This is a genomic window from Pelagibaculum spongiae, assembly GCF_003097315.1.
Lineage (GTDB): Bacteria > Pseudomonadota > Gammaproteobacteria > Enterobacterales > Pelagibaculaceae > Pelagibaculum > Pelagibaculum spongiae.
The window spans coordinates 101,567-123,837 of record NZ_QDDL01000011.1 but is presented as its reverse complement, the minus strand read 5'-3'; the positions used below and the strand labels follow the sequence as shown (position 1 = coordinate 123,837).

The 22,271-nt window shown below is 44.3% G+C and carries 19 protein-coding genes, 1 tRNA gene and 1 other RNA gene; 15 read left to right on the top strand and 6 right to left on the bottom strand.

The features are described 5' to 3' along the window. Positions 1 to 835: 835 nt before the first annotated feature. Complete coding sequence (locus DC094_RS19200; protein ID WP_116688748.1) at positions 836 to 1,573, top strand: hypothetical protein; 738 nt, start codon at positions 836 to 838, stop codon at positions 1,571 to 1,573. 304 nt (positions 1,574 to 1,877) lie between these two features. Here DC094_RS19200 and DC094_RS19195 read toward each other — a convergent pair whose 3' ends face one another. After that, positions 1,878 to 2,777: a universal stress protein gene (locus DC094_RS19195; RefSeq protein WP_116688747.1), complete on the bottom strand. Its 900-nt coding sequence runs from the start codon at positions 2,775 to 2,777 to the stop codon at positions 1,878 to 1,880. A gap of 472 nt (positions 2,778 to 3,249) precedes the next feature. Between DC094_RS19195 and DC094_RS19185 the strand changes: the two genes are divergently transcribed. Then, the gene (locus DC094_RS19185) at positions 3,250 to 4,143 is read left to right on the top strand and encodes a TIGR01777 family oxidoreductase (RefSeq protein WP_116688745.1); all 894 of its coding nucleotides are present in this window, start codon (positions 3,250 to 3,252) and stop codon (positions 4,141 to 4,143) included. Between the two features lie 95 nt (positions 4,144 to 4,238). On the opposite strand, the gene pta is transcribed toward DC094_RS19185, so the two are convergent. Next, positions 4,239 to 6,350 (bottom strand): phosphate acetyltransferase, encoded by a 2,112-nt coding sequence (gene pta / locus DC094_RS19180; protein WP_116688744.1) that lies wholly within the window; start codon positions 6,348 to 6,350, stop codon positions 4,239 to 4,241. Positions 6,351 to 6,617: 267 nt separating this feature from the next. On the opposite strand from pta, the gene DC094_RS19175 reads away from it, so the two are divergent. Then, a complete protein-coding gene (locus DC094_RS19175; RefSeq protein WP_116688743.1) occupies positions 6,618 to 6,851 on the top strand; it encodes a PA1571 family protein in 234 nt (77 codons plus the stop codon). A 15-nt stretch (positions 6,852 to 6,866) separates the two neighbouring features. Here DC094_RS19175 and ung read toward each other — a convergent pair whose 3' ends face one another. Continuing rightward, positions 6,867 to 7,535, bottom strand: a complete 669-nt coding sequence (gene ung / locus DC094_RS19170) for a uracil-DNA glycosylase (protein ID WP_339374133.1) — start codon at positions 7,533 to 7,535, stop codon at positions 6,867 to 6,869. On the opposite strand from ung, the gene DC094_RS19165 reads away from it, so the two are divergent. The 5 genes from DC094_RS19165 to DC094_RS19145 all read left to right on the top strand — a co-directional run bounded on the left by DC094_RS19165 (position 7,480) and on the right by DC094_RS19145 (position 11,714). Continuing rightward, positions 7,480 to 8,109 carry a DUF6586 family protein gene (locus DC094_RS19165; protein WP_170114604.1) on the top strand — a complete coding sequence of 210 codons (630 nt, stop codon included), beginning with the start codon at positions 7,480 to 7,482 and terminating at the stop codon, positions 8,107 to 8,109. The genes ung and DC094_RS19165 overlap by 56 nt on opposite strands. Next, positions 8,109 to 8,639 (top strand): gamma carbonic anhydrase family protein, encoded by a 531-nt coding sequence (locus DC094_RS19160; RefSeq protein WP_116688740.1) that lies wholly within the window; start codon positions 8,109 to 8,111, stop codon positions 8,637 to 8,639. The genes DC094_RS19165 and DC094_RS19160 overlap by 1 nt, the downstream gene beginning before the upstream one ends. Before the next feature lie 82 nt (positions 8,640 to 8,721). Beyond that, positions 8,722 to 9,555 carry an MBL fold metallo-hydrolase gene (locus DC094_RS19155; RefSeq protein ID WP_158527399.1) on the top strand — a complete coding sequence of 278 codons (834 nt, stop codon included), beginning with the start codon at positions 8,722 to 8,724 and terminating at the stop codon, positions 9,553 to 9,555. A 138-nt stretch (positions 9,556 to 9,693) separates the two neighbouring features. Beyond that, complete coding sequence (locus DC094_RS19150; protein WP_116688738.1) at positions 9,694 to 10,947, top strand: response regulator; 1,254 nt, start codon at positions 9,694 to 9,696, stop codon at positions 10,945 to 10,947. A gap of 83 nt (positions 10,948 to 11,030) precedes the next feature. Continuing rightward, positions 11,031 to 11,714, top strand: coding sequence for a sensor histidine kinase (locus DC094_RS19145; protein ID WP_116688737.1), 684 nt, complete (start codon positions 11,031 to 11,033; stop codon positions 11,712 to 11,714). A 196-nt stretch (positions 11,715 to 11,910) separates the two neighbouring features. Here DC094_RS19145 and DC094_RS19140 read toward each other — a convergent pair whose 3' ends face one another. Both DC094_RS19140 and DC094_RS19135 read right to left on the bottom strand, forming a co-directional pair. Further along, entirely contained in the window at positions 11,911 to 12,768 is an 858-nt protein-coding gene (locus tag DC094_RS19140) for a hypothetical protein (protein WP_116688736.1), read from the bottom strand. Positions 12,769 to 12,834: 66 nt separating this feature from the next. Continuing rightward, positions 12,835 to 14,019 carry a PilT/PilU family type 4a pilus ATPase gene (locus tag DC094_RS19135; RefSeq protein WP_116688735.1) on the bottom strand — a complete coding sequence of 395 codons (1,185 nt, stop codon included), beginning with the start codon at positions 14,017 to 14,019 and terminating at the stop codon, positions 12,835 to 12,837. A gap of 282 nt (positions 14,020 to 14,301) precedes the next feature. Here DC094_RS19135 and DC094_RS19130 point away from each other — a divergent pair. The 7 genes from DC094_RS19130 (at position 14,302) to DC094_RS19100 (ending at position 21,112) form a co-directional block, all read left to right on the top strand. Continuing rightward, a tRNA-Ser gene (locus DC094_RS19130) sits at positions 14,302 to 14,392 on the top strand. 60 nt (positions 14,393 to 14,452) lie between these two features. Beyond that, an RNA gene (ffs, locus tag DC094_RS19125) (signal recognition particle sRNA small type) lies at positions 14,453 to 14,549 on the top strand. Between the two features lie 143 nt (positions 14,550 to 14,692). After that, on the top strand, positions 14,693 to 17,035 hold the full coding sequence (dnaX, locus tag DC094_RS19120; protein ID WP_116688734.1) for a DNA polymerase III subunit gamma/tau: 2,343 nt from the start codon (positions 14,693 to 14,695) through the stop codon (positions 17,033 to 17,035). Between the two features lie 155 nt (positions 17,036 to 17,190). Then, positions 17,191 to 17,514, top strand: a complete 324-nt coding sequence (locus DC094_RS19115) for a YbaB/EbfC family nucleoid-associated protein (protein WP_116688733.1) — start codon at positions 17,191 to 17,193, stop codon at positions 17,512 to 17,514. 30 nt (positions 17,515 to 17,544) lie between these two features. Beyond that, the gene (gene recR, locus DC094_RS19110) at positions 17,545 to 18,141 is read left to right on the top strand and encodes a recombination mediator RecR (protein WP_116688732.1); all 597 of its coding nucleotides are present in this window, start codon (positions 17,545 to 17,547) and stop codon (positions 18,139 to 18,141) included. Positions 18,142 to 18,345: 204 nt separating this feature from the next. Next, the gene (gene htpG / locus DC094_RS19105) at positions 18,346 to 20,268 is read left to right on the top strand and encodes a molecular chaperone HtpG (RefSeq protein ID WP_116688731.1); all 1,923 of its coding nucleotides are present in this window, start codon (positions 18,346 to 18,348) and stop codon (positions 20,266 to 20,268) included. Positions 20,269 to 20,443: 175 nt separating this feature from the next. Continuing rightward, entirely contained in the window at positions 20,444 to 21,112 is a 669-nt protein-coding gene (locus DC094_RS19100; protein WP_206605703.1) for a YceI family protein, read from the top strand. A gap of 89 nt (positions 21,113 to 21,201) precedes the next feature. Here the strand turns inward: DC094_RS19100 and DC094_RS19095 are convergent, their stop codons facing one another. Continuing rightward, positions 21,202 to 22,080 (bottom strand): alpha/beta fold hydrolase, encoded by an 879-nt coding sequence (locus DC094_RS19095; protein ID WP_116688730.1) that lies wholly within the window; start codon positions 22,078 to 22,080, stop codon positions 21,202 to 21,204. Positions 22,081 to 22,271: the final 191 nt, after the last annotated feature.

Here is a 22,271-nt window from a genome sequence, read left to right as displayed (position 1 = left end):
TGTGGGGATCAAACGACGAATCGTGGATGTTTACAGAAGGCGGTGAAAGTATATCAAAAAAGGGTATATCTCTAAAACTGATTGGAGTGTATCGAGTAAATGAGTCTTGTCAACAAGTAAAAATTCGAAACGTTGTATTGAAGCGGGTTTGTTAACAACAGGTTAATCAGCGTTAATTAAAAATGTTTTCGATTCTGTTGTAGTAAAGCAGGAATGCAATTTGGTATTTTCCAAGAGTGCAATGTACAGACCAGTGTAACGCTAGCCGATACAACGATTGCTAAAGAAAGAAATCATGTCGATTGTTTTGTGAGAAACAAGACAGAGAGTAAGTGGAATGATTTTTTTAAAACATTTTCCGTAAACAGGTATGATTTTGCCGTTACAACAGTCAAAAAATAACCGCTGTCGTAATAAGACAAAAAAAAGCCGCCTTGCGTGAGCATGGCGGCAAAGGGTTGTAATCATCAGCACACGATCAGCCGACTTAACGGCTGTTCAGCGACAAATCAAATTTATCGCCAGATCTAATGTAATGGTTTTACCATTTTACAACTTGATCTAAATCATCGGAAAATAGAAAACATTAGGCGCAAACCATCATGTTTGGGCTAGGTCACTAAATTTGTCATACCAAATTAAGTGACATATTTCTAAAGTTTGTCATTTTTGTTGTTGGTCGAAATTAAAGTGTGACAAATATCGGCTTTAGTTCCCAGTTATTGCAAAATTTGACAGTTAGCCAGCTAAAATTTGACGCTTATCAATATAAGCTAGAGTTTTAAGGTGTCGCGATTAGAATGATCTAGGTCAAACTTTATAACAGGTTCGCCGAATGATCGAAGCAGTCGAAATTGTCTCAGTAAAATGGCCAGGCCTTGAAGCGGTTGCAGAATTAAAAGCAACAGCTTCAGACCAATCAGAAATTTGCGTTAGATGGCGCGGTCAATCATGGCAAACTATTCAACTTTCTATTTGGTCAGCAACTTCTGGGCGGATTACCTTTCCTGGTGATGAGCCAGATAGTCGTTTGTTGTTGTTGGCGCTGGACCATTTCTTTGTTCACTTCACTCGATACCAGTCAATTTTGTTACCGATGAAATCTTTGACTGGTAAACTGTTTGCTCAGGAAATAGATTCATCTGGATTGAGCTTTGGGATCAAACGAAGTGAGTTTTATCAAATCCCACTGCTCTGGCTAGGTCAGTCTGATGTGGGTGCTAAGCAAACTTATCAGAGATTTAACCCTGAACTGAATGAGACGCTTTCAGTTGAGGCACAAGGAAATTTGCTGGAGCTGAAAGCTGACGGCAAGTTAATTGGGAGTTTTTGCTTGTGTCGTTCTGAAGGCGGTTTACTGACGATAAACTGTGACTATATGAATCCGTTTCGAATGGTCAGTAAAGTGCTGCAAGGATGTGCGTCGGTTTTCATTCATGCAGTTTATCTTATATTTCCGCATGCGATGAAGTTACAAGGTAGTTTTATGTCGCTATTAGAAAAGCGTTGCGGTAATTCTACAGCAGATACTTGCCGTGCCAGAAAGCGCTTTTTTGCCGAATGTTATTTCTAGGTTAACCAGTTAAATGATCGCTTATTAAAGCAGTTTTCATTTTAATTGTCGTTACTAGCAAACCAATAGTACTATTTATTTTATTGATTTATTCGTTAGTTTTGACGAAACCCCAGAGATAACTGGGGTTTATGAATCCTATCATTAAATACAGACAAACGGTCTACTCAGAATGAGGTGAGAGAACAAAGCCCTGCTATATTTATTTACATGTTTCTGTTCGCAGAACTTAATGTTTTATTCTCCCCCCCATTCGAGGTTGGCCCGTCCGACCTCATTTTTTTGCCTGCAGTATTTAATTGATTTATGGCTTAATAATTAATAAATCACTGCTGATTTTTTCCAAGATTTTTTCTGCAGTATGGCCAATTAATACTCGCTCAATCGCAGAACGAGAGATCGCGCCCATAACTGTGATGTCATAGCTATTTTTCTTAGCAAAATCGACAATGCCTTTTTCTGGCACGGCTTCCAATAAATGTTGGTTGGCTGGGTCAATTGACGATTGCTTGATGGTCTCTGCAAAAGCGGCTTTGTGCAATTCGCGAATATGGCCTGGCGTATCAGGGAAGCGGATGACGCCAGCTTCAATATGCATTTCCAGTTTACTTGGATCAAAAGCATGCAACGCATGAACTTCACCGGATAACTTCTCAGCTAATGCAGTACCTTCGCCCAACAGTTTCTGTTCAAGCTTGATGCTTTCTGCCCGGGTATGCATTGGATCTATCGCAACCAATATCTTGGGTGATGCTTGCCATGGCTGATGTTTCACTAATAACAGCGGAACGCTGGCTTCACGAATCAGATCCCAATCGGTATGACTGAAAGGAAGATCTTGGCCATCATTAGGGTGACTGCAGCGAACAATTAGATCTGCACCTGATTCTTCGGCTTTATCAAGAATGCAATCTGCGGGACGTTGTTGCCAACGTACATCGCAGGTGGTTTCTATACCTTGCTGACGAATCGAGTCAGCCATGCGTTCTAACAATTTACAGTGACGGTTATGCAAGGTTTGAGTTGCGCGTTCTAGTGAAGGGGCATCAAACAGATAGCTGGTGGCTAGCAAGGGGTCGTAATCACTAATGAATAGTTCGAGTTTGGCTTGGTATTGCTTTGCCAGATGAACCGCTTTGTTTAGCGAAGGGTGCTGTTCTAATTCAGGGTCAATCACTACCAGAATCTTGCTATAGGTATTCATGTTTTACCTCCTAAGGATGAATCGCTTCAGCCTCTGTCAGGAAATTTCTTATTGTTGTTAATATGGATAATAACACCTATTGCCTAAGCGAAAACCGCTTTGGCAAAGATTCTGTTGCTAGGGTTATAAAATTAGTCAAACACCTGACTTTGAAAAACTTTGCAATACTATTGCTGGGCTGCATTGTCTGATGAATCAGTCGCTGACAATTTTCTGAAATTTTGCACGGTAAACCAGTAAATGTGCCAATAATATATATCCAAAGCAATCGGAAGTGCTGGTAAATAGTAAACCAACCTTGGCTCATATACTCAAGCGGCTTCCAGTTGAATCCTGCACCTTGAAGTGGTTTAGGTGTAAAAATCAGTGGTTGTGGTTGTGGTTGAGCGAGTTTGGTTGGTGCTCTTTGATCTTCCCGCAAAATAGACAATAAACGAGCTGTGTAACAAGAATGGTAAGCAGGAGTGATTGCATGAATATTTTGATTTCGGGTGGTACCGGTTTTATTGGTAAGGCGTTATGCCATCGGTTGACTACTCAAGGTCATCAGCTTTGGGTGTTGTCTCGCCAGCCAGAAAAAGTGACGCAGCTCTGCGGTTCATCCGTTATCGGTATCAATATTGATGCGCCGATTCCTGACAATATAAATTTTCAGGCAGTAGTTAATCTAGCGGGTGAAGGGATTGCCGATAAACGCTGGAGCTCATCTCGTAAGCAGCAGCTAATCGATAGCCGAATACAGACCACTCAAAAATTAGTCGATTGGGTAAAACAGGCGAGTTATAAACCAACGGTGTTTATTAGTGGCTCGGCAATTGGTTGGTATGGTGATCAAGGTAGTCAGCAATTGGATGAACAGTCCAAACCGCGAAATGAGTTTACCCACAGGCTCTGTCAGCAATGGGAAGATACCGCAAAGCCGTTAGAAGATTTAGGGGTTCGCTTGTGCTTATTAAGAACCGGATTGGTGATTGGTAAGGATGGTGGTTTTCTTAAGCGGATGTTACTGCCCTTTAAAATGGGTGCTGGCGGTCGGATGGGTGATGGTGCTCAGTGGATGTCGTGGATCCATATGGAAGATATGCTGGGGTTGATCCTTTTTTTAATTGATCATCCAACAATTAGCGGGCCAATAAATGCAACGGCACCAACATCTGTAATGAACAGTCAATTTACCCGTGTTTTGGCAAAAAAATTAAATCGCCCGGCAATTGCCCATTTACCTAGCTGGTTCTTAAAAGGCGCTTTTGGTGAAATGGCGACACTATTAATTAGCGGTCAAAGAGTTTTGCCGCAAAAGGCGCAGTCAGCTGGTTATCACTTTGTTTATGAAGAATTAGATAAAGCGCTACAAGATATTTTATAGATTGAAAAATAAAACGGCGACCAGAATTAACAGGTCGCCGCTTTATTTTGCTTCACAATCAGCAAAAAGCTGAAGTGAACATTCCAAGCAATTATTTACTTATCAATTGCTTGAATTGCGGTTAATGCGATGGTGAAAACAATATCTTCAACCATTGCGCCGCGGGATAAGTCGTTCACTGGCTTGTTCAAGCCCTGCAGCATTGGACCAACGCTCACTACGTGTGCGCTTCGCTGAACTGCTTTGTAAGTGGTGTTACCCGTATTCAAATCTGGGAATACGAATACGGTTGCGCGACCAGCAACGGGGCTGTTTGGTGCTTTGCCCTTGGCGACGCTGGCAATTGCAGCGGCGTCATATTGCAATGGCCCGTCAATTAACAAATCAGGGCGACGCTCACGGGCAATCCTGGTAGCTTCGCGAACTTTTTCAACATCAGAGCCACCACCAGATGAGCCAGTAGAGTAACTGATCATGGCGACCCGTGGCTCAATGCCAAAAATTTCCGCTGAATTGGCACTCTGAATTGCGATATCTGCCAGGGTTTCTGCATCTGGATCTGGGTTGACTGCACAGTCGCCATATACCAATACCTGTTCAGGTAGCAGCATAAAGAATACTGAAGAAACAGCCTTGCACTCTGGGGCAGTTTTAATCAGCTGCAATGCTGGGCGAATTGTGTCGGCGGTGGTGTGGATTGCGCCACTTACCAAGCCATCAACACCATTTTTAGCCAGCATCATAGTGCCAAGAACTACTTCATCATGCAGATATTCACGCGCACGATCAGGTGTCATGCCTTTGTGCTTACGCAGCTCAAATAGCGGCTCGACGTATTCTTCAAGCACGTCCAGAGGATTGATGATCTCAATTTCCGGGTCGAGCTTGATGTAATGACCTTTAGCGATTTGATGAATTTTTTCTGGATCACCTAACAGTACACAACGAGCAATGCCGCGCTTTTGAGCAATACAAGCTGCTTGCAATGTACGAGGATCTTCGCCTTCAGGTAGTACAATGCGCTTGTTGGCCGCACGCGCTTTTTCGATAAGCTGGTAGCGGAAAGCCGGCGGTGACAGACGAGCGTTATGGCTCATTTGGCAGCGCTGTCTCAGCCATTCACTATCGAAGTGGCTAGCCATGTGTTCCATTACCTGGTCCATGCGCTCGCGGTCATCTTTAGGAACTTCATTTTCCAGTTCTTCCAGACGATTGACTGTATCGTGCAATTCCAGATCAACTGCCATTACCGGTAAGCCGGTCGCCATGGCTTTCTGGCATAAGTCCAGAACCGTACCGGATGGACGCTGGCCGTCGGTCAACAGAATGCCTGCCAGAGGAATGCCATTAAAGGCAGCCAAACAAGCAGCCATAATGACATCTTCACGATCACCCGGTGTAACCAGTAACGTACCTGCGATCATTTCCTGACCTTGGTTGGCTACTTGGCGGGCGAAAATAACCGTGCGTTTGATGCGTCGATTGTTGATATCACCAGCATTAATGATTTCGGCATTAATTAATCGGGCAACATCCGCAGGGCGAGGTGCAACCAAGCTGCGGGTAAAAGGAATCACGCCAAGGCACTTCATGCCTTGATCGGAAGTTTCATCAGCCTTGTTTTGGAAGAACTGATTCACTTCATTGATATCGGCAAGATTGTGATCGGCTTTAAAGCCTTTAGGTAGTTTATTAACTGTCCAGCCAGCGATGGTATCGTTCTCAACGCTGCGATAAACGCGAGCTGCAATTTCCAATTGACGGAAATAGCTATCAACACCCTTATCTGCAAAAGAAGTCGATAGCAGCATTTCAGCATTTAGGCAGCTGGCGATTTCAGCATTCAGGCGTAAGCTGAAGCTGTAGCCAGGAACAGGCACTAGACCTTCGACAATTACGACGTCTGCGTTTTTGCTTACTTTGGCATGTAACTCAACAATGTGTTCCATTAATTGGTTACGTTTGCCTTGGCCCATCAGGGTTTCCATCCGTTCAGCGGAAATTGGCTCTGGTGGTTGCAGAGACATCATGCTGCGGACAAAATGACAAGAACGATCAGCTTCTTCAATCGGAACACCCGGCTGACCGACTGGTTTTAAAAAGGCAACGCGCAAACCCAGTCGGTCAAAGGCTCTGAGTAGCCCCAAGCTTACTGAAGTGAGCCCAGTACCTGCGCCAACAGGTGCCACAAAGAGGGTATAAGGCATAACTGCAACCTCAAAAAAGTTTAAAATGGTTAGTTTTGGTGCTCGGCATCACGGTGCAGATTACCTGCTAGGTAATACTGTCGATGGATATCAGAAGAGCGCTATTATCAACTTGAATGTTGTAGCTTAACCTTATCAGTTCAACGAGATTTTACCTTGTAGAAAACGTGTCCAAGGTCAATTTGCCAGTCTGGCGGAAGTCATTGCTGCCATTAGAAGTTTTTGAATTACATAATCTGTAAATTATGTCCCAAACGGGGAGTCAAAATGAAGAAAGGGAAAACAGCGTCAGCTACACCGGAAGAGTTAGATGCAGTTGAAACCGAGGTATTCGGTGCGGCAATAGTTGATGAAGATGGTAATGAAGTTCCAATTACAGACAAAATGATCAAAAAAGCCTGTAACGAACTTGATAAGCAGTGGACCTATCCAGAAAAATCAGAGCAAGAAGAAAAGCAACAAAAGGCATCTGATCAACATTCATCAGACGCCGAAAAATAATAATGAGAAAGGTTGCTAGCCGGTTTGCGGAAGTTGCCAATCAATAGGTGCTTTGCCTTGCTCGACTAGTAAGGCATTGCACTGACTAAAATGTCGATTACCTAAAAATCCACGATAAGCTGACAGTGGCGATGGGTGGGCAGACATTAACAGATGGTGCTTTTGCTCATCTAATAGCTGTGCCTTTTTCTGGGCATGGCTTCCCCACAGCATAAACACCAAACCGTGATGATGTTCTCCCAGCGTTTTAATTAGAAAATCAGTGACTACTTCCCAGCCAATTTTGGCATGGGAGTGGGCGTTGCCCGCTTCAACACTCAAAACCGTATTGAGCATTAAAATTCCTTGTTCTGCCCAACGGCTGAGGTGGCCATGTGCCGGCTGAGTAATGCCAAGATCCGCTGCTTGCTCTTTATAGATGTTCTTCAAAGACGGTGGGGTTTTTACCCCCGGTGCCACTGAAAAACATAGGCCATGTGCCTGATTTGGGCCGTGGTAAGGATCTTGGCCAAGAATAACCACCTTAATTTGGTCAAAAGGCGCAGCTTGCAATGCAAAAAAAGTAGCGGCCTGTGGTGGAAAAATAACTTTTCCAGCGGCCCGCTCTTGATCAAGGAAGCTTTTGATTTTGGCCATAGTCGGAGCAATTTCCTCAGACTTGAGTAATTGGCCCCATGTCGGCATTCTTGTCATCGTCTCTGTCTCACTATGGCAAATGGTCTTAAGCGCAGAGAATAATAGAGGCTGGATATTTCTGGTCAATCGATTTCATTTTGGGTATGAAGAATTTATGTCTCAAGCCGTCTCGCTTCGATCTCGACAACAGCTGCATATGGCTCGCATGCTGATGCAAATGATAGAACCTGCCCAAGCTAATTTGCAGCGCCAAGCTTTAGAAGAAGCAGTAGTGTTTCATTTATATGGGGGTTTGCAGCATTTCCTGCAGGAGTTAAATGAACTCTATGCTGCCGGTGCTTCGGCGCAGCAGTTATCTGCAGAGCATTTAGCCCAGGCATTAAAAGCCCAGGGAAGAGCTGCCCCGGCGGTGAATGAACTAATGGTCTTCTCTGCAGATGAGCACAGTTGGTATAGCTTGTTAAGCGTTAAATATCATCAGATTTCACAAGTAGATACCGCAACAGAGCAAATGATTGTTGCTACCAGTTCGCCTGCGCTGACCTCAGAACAACTAGCAGGATGTTTGCAGTCGGTTGATCTGTATATTCAACGCGCTAGGGAAGGATTAAGGGAGTATTGATGATTTATCAAATTGATGGAAAGCAGCCCCAGCTAGACCCACAAAGTTGGGTGGCTCCGGGCGCAAAATTGATTGGCGATGTGCAATTAAAGCCGCAAACTAGTATTTGGTTTAATGCAGTGTTACGTGCTGATAATGCACCCATTGTCATAGGCCAAGGCAGTAATGTTCAAGATGGCTGTGTGCTGCATACCGACCCGGGTTTTGCACTGACTTTAGCCAAGGGCGTAACGGTGGGTCATCAAGCAATGTTACATGGTTGTGATATCGGCGAGCATAGCTTGATAGGCATTCATGCCACAGTGCTCAATGGTGCAAAAATTGGTGCTCATTGTTTAGTTGGTGCCCATGCGTTGGTTACCGAAGGCCAGCAAATACCTGATGGTTCGTTGGTGCTCGGTGCGCCAGCAAAAGTAGTACGACCTTTAAGTGATCAGGAAAAAGCTCAGCTACAAAAATCATCAGAAAGCTACATTGAAAAATCAGCTAAATATAAAGATCAGTTAAATGAGCAGGAATATCCGTACTGATATTGCTGGCGTTATAAAAACAAAAAAAGTTGCGCACCGTTAGCTTTGAAAAGTTGAATGGTTAAGTGGCTGGAGTTTGCTTGTGGCAGTTATTTCTCGTAGTCATTTTAATGGGCTGGAATCGTTACGTGTTGGGCGATTTCAAAAAAAAATAAATACCAGCTGTATTGTTTACCGTTTGGGAGACCTGGTAGTAGATGCCGGGCCGCCTAATCAGTGGAAATACGTGCAGCGTTTTCTTAAAGAACGCGCTATTTCCCGGCTGTTAATTACCCATCATCACGAAGATCATTGTGGCAATGGCGCGAAGATTGGCAAGCACTTTAATTGTCCGGTGCATGCGCATCCAGCGGCGCATAAAGATTTGGAGCAAGGTTTTGCCGTTCAATGGTATCGGCGGATGGTCTGGGGTAAGCCAGAGCGATTTAAAGCAGAAGATTTTCAACCGCAGAATATGACCAGTCAGTCCGGTGATTTCAGCCTTCAGCCACTCCATTCTCCGGGGCATAGTCCGGACATGACTTGCTTTATTGAGCCCCAGCGAGGCTGGCTGTTTAGTGGTGATGTTTATGTAGCGTCCCGGCCGCGTTTTTTGACCGAAGATGAAAATCCAGGTCAGGAAATAGAAAGTCTGCGCAATTTATTAAAGCAGGATTTCCAAACGCTATTTTGCTCACATAAAGGAATGGTTGAAAATGGACCAGCTGCGATAAAAAGTAAATTGGAATATTTGCTTGAACTGCAAGGTGAGGCTCAAAGGCTATACCAAACCGGTTTGGCTTCTCGGGAAATCAGTCGACAGTTATTGGGCAAAGAAGAATTTCTTAGCCTGCTTTCTCGGGGGCACTTCAATAAGGTCAATATGATTCGAGCTTTGGTTCATGACTGTCCGGTAAGCCAATTGCACCACCGTTAACCTGACAAAATAGCGTTTTTCTGACCTTTGATCGGCTGTAGGCTGCACAATGATCAAACGCTTGCCCGTAGACAATGCATTTTGCTGCCAATGTCGTGATATTTTGTCGATATTATAAAGCTCGGGGTGCGTTTTGATATGCAGTTGTCTGATCTGCAAGTATTAGTAGTAGACGATTTTGCCGATTTTCGTCAGGCGATTCGCCGGATGTTGGAACAGTTAGGCGTCGCTTCTATCGATCAGGCTTCTGATGGTGAAAAAGCCATCTCCCTGCTGCAGAAGAAACGTTATGATTTAGTTCTATCTGACTACAATCTTGGTGACAATAAAGATGGCCAGCAAATTCTAGAGGAGGTGCGGCACAAGCAATTACTGCCGCACAACTCGATATACCTAATGGTAACTGCTGAAAATACTAGTGAAATGGTGATGGGTGCCTTGGAGTACCAACCTGACGGATATTTAACCAAGCCCTTTAGTAAAGACGCGCTTCATTTGCGGGTGACCCGGTCATTAAAGCGTAAGCAGGTTTTGTGTGCGATTGACCAAGCACTTGACCAGCAAAACTATTCTAAAGCGATTGCTTTATGTGATGAATTAATCGCCAGCAAACCAGCTTTAGCACCAATGGTGCATAAAACCAAAGGCCAGGTGCTTTATTTGTTAGGTGAATATCAAAAAGCTGCCGATTTATATCAGATGGTTTTGCAAGAAAAGCCTTTGCCTTGGGCAACCCTTGGTTTAGCGCGTAGTTTGTTTCAATTACAGCAATACGAAGAAGCTGAAAAAATCCTGCGCAAAACGATTGCTCAATATCCGCGAATGGTTGAAAGCTATGACTGGTTAGGCAAAATTCATATGGCATGTGAAAATTATGAAGATGCCCAAAAAGTTTTTCAAAGTGGCATCCAGATCTCTCCCAAAGCAATTTTGCGCCAGAGAATGCTAGCGGAAGCGGCTGAGCGAAATGAAGATTGGCAGGTAGCAGATCGAGCTTGGAAGCGTGCCGTTCAATTGGGGGTTCACTCAGTACATCGTTCCCCTGATGATTATTACCGCCGAGCTTGGGTGTTAGTGAGCCGCTCTCAGGTGGAAGGTGGCTTGAATATGGTTCGTGGTTTGGCTGATGTGCCAAAATTGTTCCGTGACCTAAGAAAAATTTATAGTGGTTTTCATGATATTCAAGCGCAAGCTTGGTTAGTTGAAGGTTTGGTTGAGCAAGAGTTAGGAAATACTGACTGTTCAGATTTTGTCCGTCGCGCAGAACAGCATTTGATTCATTATGAAGCTGAATTAAATCCTGATTTAAAAGCATCGATGGTTGAAGCATTTAGAGGGTTGGGCTTTGATGATCAAGCTGATGCACTGTTGAAAAAAACGCAGGTAGCTTGAGCGAAGTAGAATGATAACGAGCGCTTGTTTTTACCAAAAATGCGAAACTAATATATAGCCAAATAAGAGCGGAGGCACTCATTATGCAAGGTAATGGAAAGGGCCTGGACTGGTTGGGATTAATGACCGGTGCAGTGCACGATGCTAAAAATGGTTTGGCGCTACTGGTAGCTGAAACTGACGAATTGCTACAAAACTGCCGAGATGATCAAAAAACTTCATTAGAAGATTTACGGCTTCAGTCGCTAAAAATTAATCAAACGCTTACCCGGTTGATTGGCCTGTATCGATTAGAGCAAGGTGATTATTTACCGCAGCGTATCGAACAACCTGTTTTAGACATGATCGAAGAAGCGGTATTGCCAGTTCGTAATGATTTACTGCGTCGAGGCGTTACATTAGATATTGAATGTGACGATATGCTAGAAGCCAGCTTTGACCATGCGTTATTATCTAGCGTGGTATTTAATTTGTTAAATAATGCAATGCGCTACGCTTTTCGCCGTTTGTTTGTACGGGTTCATAGCGTACAAGGCGGAGTCGAAATTCTGGTAGAAGATGATGGGCCGGGTTTCGATGCTGATCAGTTGGATAGAGAGCTTGCTCAATCGGCAGGCAATTTATCAGCTTCAGGTAGTGGGCTGGGTTTGGCCTTTGCTGCTCAGGTAATGAAATTACATTCAAGCGAACATGCACAAGGTGAGTTGACTGTCGATAATCAATCCAGTTTGGGCGGTGCTCGCTGTCGAGTGTTTTTGCCTTGGTAAATATTTTTTGAAATGATTTTTTCTAAATTAATTTTTATAGAAGACAACTTAAAAAAGCAATAGATAACCAGTTTCGGTTATCTATTGCTTTCGAGAAAAAAATAAGTCACATCTTGTGGCCTATTGGAGTTTATGCGTAAATTATTAGATCGCTACATCCTTCGAGGGGGATGTATATGTCCAGGTATGACACCGTTTACAAGATATTGGTTTTGTACCTATTTATACGCCGGCTAGCTAATGCGTCATAATTTGAACTGCAATCTGACAGTTGCATCTGGCAGTTATCTAAATCGCTCATTAATGGTTTACAAATGCCGTACATTTTTTGATTCTTATGATAAAGACTTTCGCTCAAAAAATAATAATATAAAGTTAATAAAAACAACAATATAGAAATAGTTGCGAAGGCTAAGGTAATCATTTCAAGAGGATGGCTTTTGGTGTATCTAACAGCATATCTCAAACGAGAATATATTCCGGCAGCGATAGGCGACATTCTTACGTATTCTGCTTGTTCTTTTGCCCTGCTTCTAAATATGTTATGCAAACGACTTTCTTTTACATAGTTTAATGATTTGAAGAGTACTTTTACTTTTTTAGGATTGATGAAAATCGAACCATTTTCGGTGCTAGGTTGCACAATAAATAAAGGTCGTTGCTCGCAGACTGAGCAAGGTGTCTTTAGTTTTGATATTTTATCCATATTCTCGGATATATCTTTCGCTACACTTTCAGGTGTACGTATTAGAGGATTGCCAGCCCCATCTCTAAAGTCATATTTATTTTCCATAACGAATGAATTTATATAGCACATCGCATGAAAAATATGGCCGCAGCTGAGAATTACTACAGGTGGGCTGTTTTCAGAGATGATGACCTTTCTGCTAAATTCCTTATCTGACCAGTCAGTTAACCCATCATCATCATCCATACTATTCTGACTATCCGGGTAACTCTGATCATCAGGAAGATTAATCACCAGACTTCCTTGCATATTGGATTGACTGACACCTTCTAGATGCCCTGAACATTTGCTGCAAAAAAAAGCCATATTTCTATCCTTGTAAAATTAAAGCCATTCCATGGTCTGTCAATGTTAATTTTTAGCGCTTAAATATTAGAACTCTAAATCCAGTCGAATACCGCCGCCTAAAGATTGTTTCTCTGGCTCGATTTCTTTTCTTGGATCTTTTTTATCGCTACAGCCATAGGATGGAGTTTGGCTTATTGGCGGCGCTGAAGAGTTGGAGTTGTTTAGGCGAATTTTTAAATCTAGGTCAGTAGCAGATGTAGCTTGGCGTAAAGCTTCTTCTCTGGAAATTTTGCCATCGATGTAAAGCTTATAAAGCGCCTGGTCAAATGACATCATATCTTTGTGATTACTGTCTTCGATTTTACGATTTAGCTCGCCCAGTTTAGCGTTTTGTAATAGTTCGCAAATTTCCGGCTGAGGCAATACAATTTCTAATGCTGGCACTCGTTTATTATCGGTCGATGCAACTAACCTCTGTGCAATTACGCCTTTCATAATCATCGACATTTCATAGAGAATCTGGCTGCGCATTTCAGGTTCAAAGAAGTTAGTAATGCGCTCAAATGCTTCTCGAGAAGTGTTGGCATGTAAGCTGGCGAGGCATAAATGACCGCTTTTGGCAAAGTTCAGTGCATAGCTCATGGTGTCTGCATCGAGAATCTCACCAATTAAAATCGCGTCAGGTGCTTCTCGCATTGCATTTTTTAATGCGCTGGAAAAACTTTTAGTATCTAAGCCCACTTCGCGTTGGTTAACTACTGATTTTTCATGCTTATATAAGTATTCCACCGGATCTTCGATGGTTAATATGTGGCCATGACAATGCTTGTTTCTGTGATTCAACATTGCAGCTAGTGTGGTGGACTTACCGACACCGGCAGGGCCAACTACCAAAACCAAGCCGCTACGAGCTTGAGCTAATTCGCCCAGCATTAGTGGAAGATTAATTTCTTCAAGATCGGGGATGCTGGCCTGAATACGGCGAATGACCATGCTGACCATACCGCGCTGGCGAAGCAGGTTGCAGCGAAAACGGCCAATACCTGTTAGATCGGTAGCAAAATTACATTCCAGGTGAAATTCAAAATCACGAATTTGTCGTTCGTTCATCAAACTATGGGCGGCGCGTTGTAATTCGTCAGCTTCAAGAGGTTCGCCAATAGGTCTTGGTACACCATCGACTCTAATTTGTGCGGCGGTGCCTGCAGTCAAATAAAGGTCAGATGCTTTTTCGTCAACCATTTGCTTGAGGAGTGCTTGTATATCCATTGCTGCCCTACTTCCTGGAAATAATCTGAAAGCAAGTTTAATCTAGATTGTTGAGTTATGACTCATTAGCTGTCACATCTGTTAAATCTGAAGGCAGTTTTTATTGATTAGATGCATAATTGTGCTTATGACCTGAGTAATTTCGACCAGTTGTCATTTTTTTTGCTGGGCGGCAGGAATAAAAACATCGAAAATAGTGATGGCAGGGGTTGCCTGTCAGTAGGTGTTTCTATATTCTACCGCACCTCGCAAGCAGCACGTTTTAACGCTCTGTTTGCCGTTGGAGAGGTGTCCGAGTGGCTGAAGGAGCACGCCTGGAAAGTGTGTGTACGTTAATAGCGTACCGAGGGTTCGAATCCCTCCCTCTCCGCCAGATTTGATATTTGTCGCCCAATGCGGCATTTTAGTTTGCGACCCACGTATTATGGTGGCTCGCTGGTCCCCCCGCAACGATAGGATACGAACTCCGCCAGGCCCGGAAGGGAGCAACGGTAGTATCTGATTCGTGTGCCGGGGTGTGGCTGGCGAGCCGCCGCCTTTTCGGCCCCAGAAAAACTTCTTGCTTAGTATCTTCCTTTGTCGGTCTTTTCTTTATCCTTTCAAGCTGTTTCTACTTAAGTTAATTGCCGTGCTGGTTTAGCATTAGATCCAGACACCATGGAAAAGTGCATCTATGAGCTATCAGGTTCTCGCCAGAAAATGGCGCCCAAGAAATTTCAATGAAATGGTTGGCCAAGAGCATGTGCTGCGTGCATTGGTTAACGCGTTGGAACAACAGCGGTTACACCACGCCTATTTGTTTACCGGTACCCGAGGGGTCGGTAAAACTACCATTGCACGAATTTTCGCTAAAAGTCTCAATTGTGAAAAAGGCGTTACTTCGATGCCGTGCGGCGAATGCCGTAGCTGTGTTGAAGTGGACGAAGGTCGTTTTGTTGACTTGATTGAAGTCGATGCGGCGTCGCGTACTCGCGTTGAAGATACCCGGGAAATTTTGGACAACGTCCAATACGCGCCGACTCGTGGTCGCTACAAAGTCTACTTAATTGACGAAGTTCATATGCTGTCGACTTCTAGTTTTAACGCCCTGTTAAAAACACTGGAAGAACCGCCGCCACATGTGAAATTCCTGCTGGCCACCACCGATCCACAAAAGTTACCGGTAACGGTTCTGTCGCGTTGTCTGCAATTTAATCTGAAGAACATGACGCCAGATCTCATTGCTGGGCATTTAAAGCATGTGATGGGTGAAGAACAGGTTAAGTTCGATGATGCTGCGTTATGGTCACTTGCGCGCGCAGCGGATGGTTCAATGCGTGATGCGCTGAGTCTTACTGATCAAGCGATTGCTTTTGGCGAAGGTGTGTTGCGTGAAGACGAAGTGCGCACCATGCTGGGCTCGGTTGCTCGAGATCGAGTAATCAGTTTGCTAGAGCATTTAAGCGCTGGCGATGCACAAGCATTGCTGGATGCTGCGCAAGAATTAGCCTCCCATGCGGCAGATTTCTCCAATGTACTGGAAGAAATGTTGCAATTACTGCATCGAATTGCGGTATTGCAAGCAGTGCCTGCGATGGCCGAAGGCTTAATGGATGACGAGTTACGCATTAAGCAGTTGGCATCACAAATGCTGGCTGAAGAAGCGCAGCTGTTTTACCAGATTGCCTTAACCGGTCGAAGAGATTTACCTCTGAATCCAGATCCACGTAGCGGTTTTGAAATGTTGCTGCTGCGGATGCTGGCATTCCGCCCAGATGACCAGTCAGCGGCAACAATGCCACCGGCAGGGCAAGCACCGCAAACCATTCAAACAGCTACCCATGCACCGGCTTCACCTCCGGCTACTGGCGGTTTTCAGGCTGCAACGCATCAAGTAGCACCTGTTCAACCTGCAGCGGTTGCTCAGCCGGCACAAATAGCAGGAACAGAAAAAGGTCGCGGTGCTTCTAATCATCTTGCCCAATTGAAAGCGAGCTTGGGTGGCAATGCTCCAGGGGTGATGCCTGCGGGAAAGCCAGCTAGGGAAGTTGTAAATCAGCCAGTACAGACTGGGCCAGTTGTCACTACTGCAAATGCGAGTGCACAACCTGCAACTTCTCTAATACCGCAAGCGCAAGCTAGTCAAGCTGAGCTAGACCCTGCGCCGCAATTGCAAGCGCAAACTAATGATCCTGCTTTGGCGATTATCGCTTCACCTTTTGCATCGCCGCTGTTACCAGCATCGAACCCTGCACTTGATCCGGCTGCTAATTCAGCTCCAACAGTTTCTGCGCCAAGTACTCAGCAGTATGCAGCGCCAACGCCGGTGCAAAATGTTCAAGCTGTACCGCCACAAAAGCCGCAATCATTTACTCAGCCGCCGGTAGCATCACCTGCAAGTCAGATGATTCACGAACCAGCCGGTGAATTTGTTGCAGAGAATGCAGTCGCTGAACCAGTCAGGCAAAGCGACGCTGCACCACAGTCACAGTCAGCACCAGACTCAATGCCAGCCGTGGAAACTGCGGTTCCCGTCGCAATGAAAGCGATGCAACCGGCAAATCAGCAAGCCGCTCCGCCCCAACAAATAGCGCAGCAACCATTGCCGCCAATTTCAGTGGATAGCGAGTGGTGGCAAATTTTGCAGCACGCTGGTGCAAAGGGTATTACTGGTACGATTGGTACTAACTCGTTGTTGGTGGATCGCCAACCCGGTGTTTGGAAACTATTGCTAGAGCCGGATTGTGGTTCTTTATTAACTCAACAAAGAGTTCAAGCGCTAGAGCATGCTTTATCAACCGCGGTTGCCCAGTCGATTCGTTTAGATATTGAAGTGTCTAACCAGTCATTGGCAGCAATGGGTGAAACACCGCAAGCTCGGCTAGTTCGACTTAAACAAGAGAGACAAGCCGCGGCAGAACAAAGCCTGCGAGAAGACCCTGCAGTGCAAAAATTAATTGAAACTTTTGGTGCGTTTTTAATACCCGCCAGTATTGAACCATTTACACCAACGCCTGCTTCTCCACAGCACCATTGATTGGTTTGTTAACTAATTTATTGGTGACTTGATCTGATGGTAAAGTTTGGCAAAATAAATCTTATTGAATCGGCTGTTCAGCATCGCTAGAGTAGCCCGGTTGAAATTTTTATCGACTTGCGCGTGGCAAGCGAATTCAAATTGAGGAAGAGAGTATGAAAGGTGGTATGGGTAACCTGATGAAGCAAGCGCAAAAAATGCAGGCTGATATGCAAAAAGCGCAAGAAGAGCTGGCTAACTTAGAAGTTCAGGGTGAGTCTGGTGCAGGTTTGGTAAAAATCACCATGACCGGCCGCCACGATGTTAAGCGTGTTGAAATCGATCCAAGTCTGATGGAAGAAGATAAGGATATGCTGGAAGATTTGTTAGCAGCAGCAGTTAACGATGCAGTTCGTAATGTTGAAAAAACCAGCTCTGAAAAAATGAGTGGTGTTACTGCTGGGATGCCAATTCCTCCTGGCTTTAAAATGCCTTTCTAGATAACGGCGATACAGGAATCTGTTTTAAGGATGAACCTTAGCCCCGCTGTTACCGAACTGATCCGGGCACTTTGTTGTATGCCCGGAATCGGCCCTAAATCTGCCCAACGCATTGCATTTCATTTATTAGAACGTGACCGTCATGGTGGCGAATTGATGACAGATGCTTTGAAATTTGCACTGGAAAATGTCGGTCATTGTTCGTGTTGTCGCATGCTGACCGAACAAGATATTTGTGATGTTTGCTCCAGTGAAAAACGAGATAGCAGTTTACTGTGTGTGGTTGAATCGCCAGCCGATGTCGCTGCATTGGAATCTAGCGCCAGTTACTCTGGTCGCTATTTCGTTTTAAATGGTCGGCTGTCGCCATTAGATGGCATTGGGCCAGAAGATATCGGGTTAGATGTTTTACAAACCCGCTTGCAAGACGATCAATTAAAAGAAGTGATTTTAGCCACCAACCCGACCTTGGAAGGTGAAGCAACCGCTAGCTACATTGCAATGATGGTAGAAAAGCGCGCGCTGGCTTGTAGCCGAATTGCCTATGGTGTTTCGGTGGGCGGTGAACTGGAATATGCCGATGGCAGCACTTTATCCCATGCATTAAGTGGCCGAAGGCCGGTTTAAAACCGGTCTGGCCAGTTAAATGTTTGATTATCTCTTCCTATGTTTTTTTTTGAATAGGAATTCAAATGCACACTTTCTGTGCTGATTTCATCGCGCCCCCTTGAACCCTGATCAACCGTCCCCAAATTAGCTGCCAGACAAGACTAGATTCGGCCTTTCTTTTTATCTCGGTCGAGTAGACAACAGCACTAGGAGACAATATCTATGACGGTGGAAGCACAGAAAGAAACGCTTGGATTCCAGGCAGAAGTCAAGCAGCTGCTTCATCTGATGGTTCACTCTCTCTATAGCAACCGCGAAATTTTCCTGCGTGAGCTGATTTCCAATTCATCAGATGCGGTTGATAAACTGCGTTTTGAAGCACTGGAAAAGCCAGAGTTAATGGGTAGTGATTCGGAACTGAACATTCGTGTTTCGATTGATAGCGAAGCTGGCACTTTAACCATTAGTGATAATGGTATTGGTATGGATCGGGACGAGGTAATCAATAACCTCGGTACGATCGCCAATTCTGGTACTCGCAAATTCCTTGAAAATATGACCGGTGATCAAGCGTCTGATTCTGGTTTAATTGGTCAGTTTGGTGTGGGTTTTTATTCTTCATTTATTGTTGCTGATGAAGTAAAAGTGATTACCCGTCGTGCTGATGCTGCAGAAGACCAGGCAGTGATGTGGGATTCAACCGCCGATGGCGAATTTACCGTTGAATACACCACCCGTAGCAGCCGCGGTACCGATATTATTTTGCTGTTGAAAGACGATCAAAAAGAATTCCTCGATAGCTGGAAAGTCCGCCAAATTATCAGTAAATACGCTGACCACATCAGCTTGCCGGTAATTATGAAAGGCGAGCCAGAGCTGGATGAAGAAGGTAAAGAAACCAAGCCAGCTGAAGACGAAGTCATCAACAAAGCAACTGCATTGTGGACCCGTTCAAAATCAGATATTTCTGAAGATGAATATAAAGAGTTCTACAAGCACGTGTCTCATGATTTTGATGAACCGCTGACATGGTCGCATAACAAGGTTGAAGGCAAGCTGGAGTACACCAGCCTGTTATTCTTGCCAAAGCGTGCACCTTTCGATTTATGGCAGCGTGAAGCCAAGCATGGCTTGAAGTTATTTGTTCAGCGCGTATTCATCATGGATGACGCCGAGCAATTTATGCCGACTTACCTGCGTTTTGTTCGCGGCATAATCGATTCTAACGACCTGCCTTTGAACGTTTCTCGTGAATTGTTACAAGACAGCAAAGTGATTGATTCGATCCGTTCAGCATCGACCAAGAAAGTGCTGGATATGATGAAGAAGCTGGCGAAAAATCAGCCAGAAGAATATCAGGCGTTCTGGGATACCTTCGGTAAGGTATTAAAAGAAGGTCCAGCAGAAGATATGGGCAATAAAGAAAAAATTGCCGCACTGCTGCGTTTTGCTTCTACTGAAACCGGTGAAGCGGTTCAAAATGTTGCACTGGCTAACTACATTGAGCGCATGAAAGAAGGTCAGGACAAAATTTATTATGTTGCGGCAGAAAGTCATGCTGCAGCTAGCAACAGCCCACATATCGAGATCTTTAAAAAGAAAGGTATCGAAGTACTGTTGTTATCTGACCCTATCGATGAATGGCTGATGTCTCATCTGACCGATTTCGATGGAAAGGAAATTGTTTCTGTTGCTCGCGGTGCTTTAGATCTGGATAAGATGGAAGAAGAAAAGCAAACCGACGAGCAAAAAGCTGAAAAAGAAGCAGGTAAAAAAGCTAAGCAAGAGAAGTTTGAATCTTTGACTGCACAGTTAACTAAACTGCTGGAAAACGAAGCTTCAGAAGTACGTTTATCTGAGCGTTTGACTGATTCTCCTGCATGTTTGGTTGCAGACGAAAATAGCATGACGAGCCAGATGGAGCGTTTAATGCGTTCAGCTGGCCAGGAAATGCCAAAGTCCAAGCCAATTTTGGAAATCAATCCAGATCACCCGTTAGTTAGCCGTCTGCAAGACGAAACTGACGACGCAGTAATGGGTGAGTGGGCGCAGTTGTTACTCGGCCAGGCAACTTTGGCTGAAGGCGGTCATTTGGATGATCCTGCTGGCTTTGTTCGCCGCATGAACCAGATGTTGATGAAGTAAGTTTTCTGCTTCAATTGGTTAGATAAAAATGCCGAGCTAATAAAATAGCCCGGTATTTTTTTGCTTGAAAGAAGTTGCTGATTAAGTGATTTCCTGTCATTTAAAAGATTGATTCATTTTGAACATTTTCCTGTTGCGGTACTCATATTCTATATAGCAATTAATGAATTTTTTTATGAGCGTTGCAGATCAGTTGAAAAATAAGTCAGTAAAATCAGGTTTTACTACCGTTGGGTCATTAGGCAAAAAGCTACTTGTCGGAAGTTTGGTAAGTAGTGCCATATTTTTAGGCTCAGCTTCTATGTCGTTTGCCCATGCTGCGCAATGGTTGGTGGAAAATACCGAATCTCGAGTGAGTTTCATTACCACTAAAGTAGAAAACGTTGCTGAGGTGCATCGCTTTAATCAGGTTGAGGGCGAGTTGAATGAGCAGGGTACTTTTAGCCTGAATATTCCGCTGGAAAGTGTCGATACGGCGATTGAAATTCGTGATCAGCGAATGCGAGATTTATTGTTTGAAATAGTTAAATTTCCCAAGTTAAAACTGTCTGCGAAAATTGCCCCAGGAAGTATTGAACAGCTAGCAGTGGGCGATAGTGTTAGCCACACCATTGAGGCCGATGTGTTGCTGCATGGCCAAAAAGCTATGGTTAAATTTGATGTTTTAATTTCAAAGTTGACTGAAAATAAAATTCTGGTTAATAGTTTACAACCAGTAGTCATTAACGCTTCTGTTTTTAATTTATACGATGGTGTGGAAAAGCTGCGAAAAATAGCTGGGCTGCCAAGTGTTAGTAAAGCGGTGCCGGTATCTTTTGTGTTGAGCTTGCATCAGCAGAAGTAATTAAAATAAATAGCATCAATATTAAAAGACCATGGCTTATCGAAATAAGTCGTGGCCTTTTAAGTATTTGTTGGCAACACGCTGGCGATTTATTCTAACCAGTTTGCAATCAGTTCAATCTGCTCTGCTTCCATCAAGCTCGGTGTGTGATCAACGCTAGGTAAATTAGCGACTCGCATTGAGGGTTGCAATAGCTGCATTTTTTCCAAAATAGACAGCGTTAACACATCAGAATCTTCGCCCCAAATAACTAATGTCGAGCATTTTAGTGCTTGCCACCATGGCCATAAATCAAGGCTTTGCCCGTTACGGTCGCGAACACTTTCACCAATTCTTGGGTCGACTCTTGGCGATAGGCTATCGTCGGCCAGCGGAATGAAATCACTTTTTACCAATCGGTCCATTTGCGCCGGTGTTAAATTGCCGAGGCTTTTTGGATAGCGCAGGTAATTCCATTCGGCAATTGATGAATAGCTATCGAGTGGCGGTAAGCAAGCTTGGTTTTCTCCAATGCGGAGGATTGCCTGCTCAGGAATTTCTGGGCCAATATCATTTAAAATTAATCGTTGAACGGGTGACTCAGGCTGAGCTGCGATACCCATGCCGATGAGTCCACCTAATGAGCTACCTATCCAGTCAGTGCTAGTGATTTTTAAATGCTGTAGCAGGTATTGCATATCAGATAAATATTGTTCTGGGCTGTAACTAACGTCAGATGGTAAGTGAGCACTTAGCCCTCTGCCGGGTAAATCAGGGCAAATCACTTGGTAATCTTGATCAATCAGTTTAATGGCCAAATCATCAAAATCTCGCCCATTTCTAGCCAGTCCATGCAGGCAAATTAAGTGGTGAGAATTGCCTCGCCCCCAAACATAATAGGTTAGCGAATGCTCACCACCCGGGTGTGGGCAGCTCAGATGACAGACTTCCATTGCTTGTGGAGTATTGGATGTTGTCGGCTTTTGCATGACTCGCTCCTGATTTTTTAGCTGGCGCTGATTGGGGTCTGCCTAAACTACTTCAATATGTTCTGAACCTACACCTTGAAGTGGTTTGGGTGTAATCATGGATCTATCTTGCCTTTCTGCCAAGCAAACTTGCAGTGAGTAGGGTTAAAACTATAAGTGCTGGTTTGATTGTTTTTGCTTGTTGAAAGCCT

What these genes read in the sequence shown, in the direction of transcription:
- DC094_RS19200 (WP_116688748.1), top strand. Translation starts at nt 836, where the DNA reads ATGATCGAAGCAGTCGAAATTGTCTCAGTAAAATGGCCAGGCCTTGAA.
- DC094_RS19195 (WP_116688747.1), bottom strand. Translation starts at nt 2,777, where the DNA reads ATGAATACCTATAGCAAGATTCTGGTAGTGATTGACCCTGAATTAGAA.
- DC094_RS19185 (WP_116688745.1), top strand. Translation starts at nt 3,250, where the DNA reads ATGAATATTTTGATTTCGGGTGGTACCGGTTTTATTGGTAAGGCGTTA.
- pta (WP_116688744.1), bottom strand. Translation starts at nt 6,350, where the DNA reads ATGCCTTATACCCTCTTTGTGGCACCTGTTGGCGCAGGTACTGGGCTC.
- DC094_RS19175 (WP_116688743.1), top strand. Translation starts at nt 6,618, where the DNA reads ATGAAGAAAGGGAAAACAGCGTCAGCTACACCGGAAGAGTTAGATGCA.
- ung (WP_339374133.1), bottom strand. Translation starts at nt 7,535, where the DNA reads ATGCCGACATGGGGCCAATTACTCAAGTCTGAGGAAATTGCTCCGACT.
- DC094_RS19160 (WP_116688740.1), top strand. Translation starts at nt 8,109, where the DNA reads ATGATTTATCAAATTGATGGAAAGCAGCCCCAGCTAGACCCACAAAGT.
- DC094_RS19150 (WP_116688738.1), top strand. Translation starts at nt 9,694, where the DNA reads ATGCAGTTGTCTGATCTGCAAGTATTAGTAGTAGACGATTTTGCCGAT.
- DC094_RS19145 (WP_116688737.1), top strand. Translation starts at nt 11,031, where the DNA reads ATGCAAGGTAATGGAAAGGGCCTGGACTGGTTGGGATTAATGACCGGT.
- DC094_RS19140 (WP_116688736.1), bottom strand. Translation starts at nt 12,768, where the DNA reads ATGGCTTTTTTTTGCAGCAAATGTTCAGGGCATCTAGAAGGTGTCAGT.
- DC094_RS19135 (WP_116688735.1), bottom strand. Translation starts at nt 14,019, where the DNA reads ATGGATATACAAGCACTCCTCAAGCAAATGGTTGACGAAAAAGCATCT.
- dnaX (WP_116688734.1), top strand. Translation starts at nt 14,693, where the DNA reads ATGAGCTATCAGGTTCTCGCCAGAAAATGGCGCCCAAGAAATTTCAAT.
- DC094_RS19115 (WP_116688733.1), top strand. Translation starts at nt 17,191, where the DNA reads ATGAAAGGTGGTATGGGTAACCTGATGAAGCAAGCGCAAAAAATGCAG.
- recR (WP_116688732.1), top strand. Translation starts at nt 17,545, where the DNA reads ATGAACCTTAGCCCCGCTGTTACCGAACTGATCCGGGCACTTTGTTGT.
- htpG (WP_116688731.1), top strand. Translation starts at nt 18,346, where the DNA reads ATGACGGTGGAAGCACAGAAAGAAACGCTTGGATTCCAGGCAGAAGTC.
- DC094_RS19100 (WP_206605703.1), top strand. Translation starts at nt 20,444, where the DNA reads ATGAGCGTTGCAGATCAGTTGAAAAATAAGTCAGTAAAATCAGGTTTT.
- DC094_RS19095 (WP_116688730.1), bottom strand. Translation starts at nt 22,080, where the DNA reads ATGCAAAAGCCGACAACATCCAATACTCCACAAGCAATGGAAGTCTGT.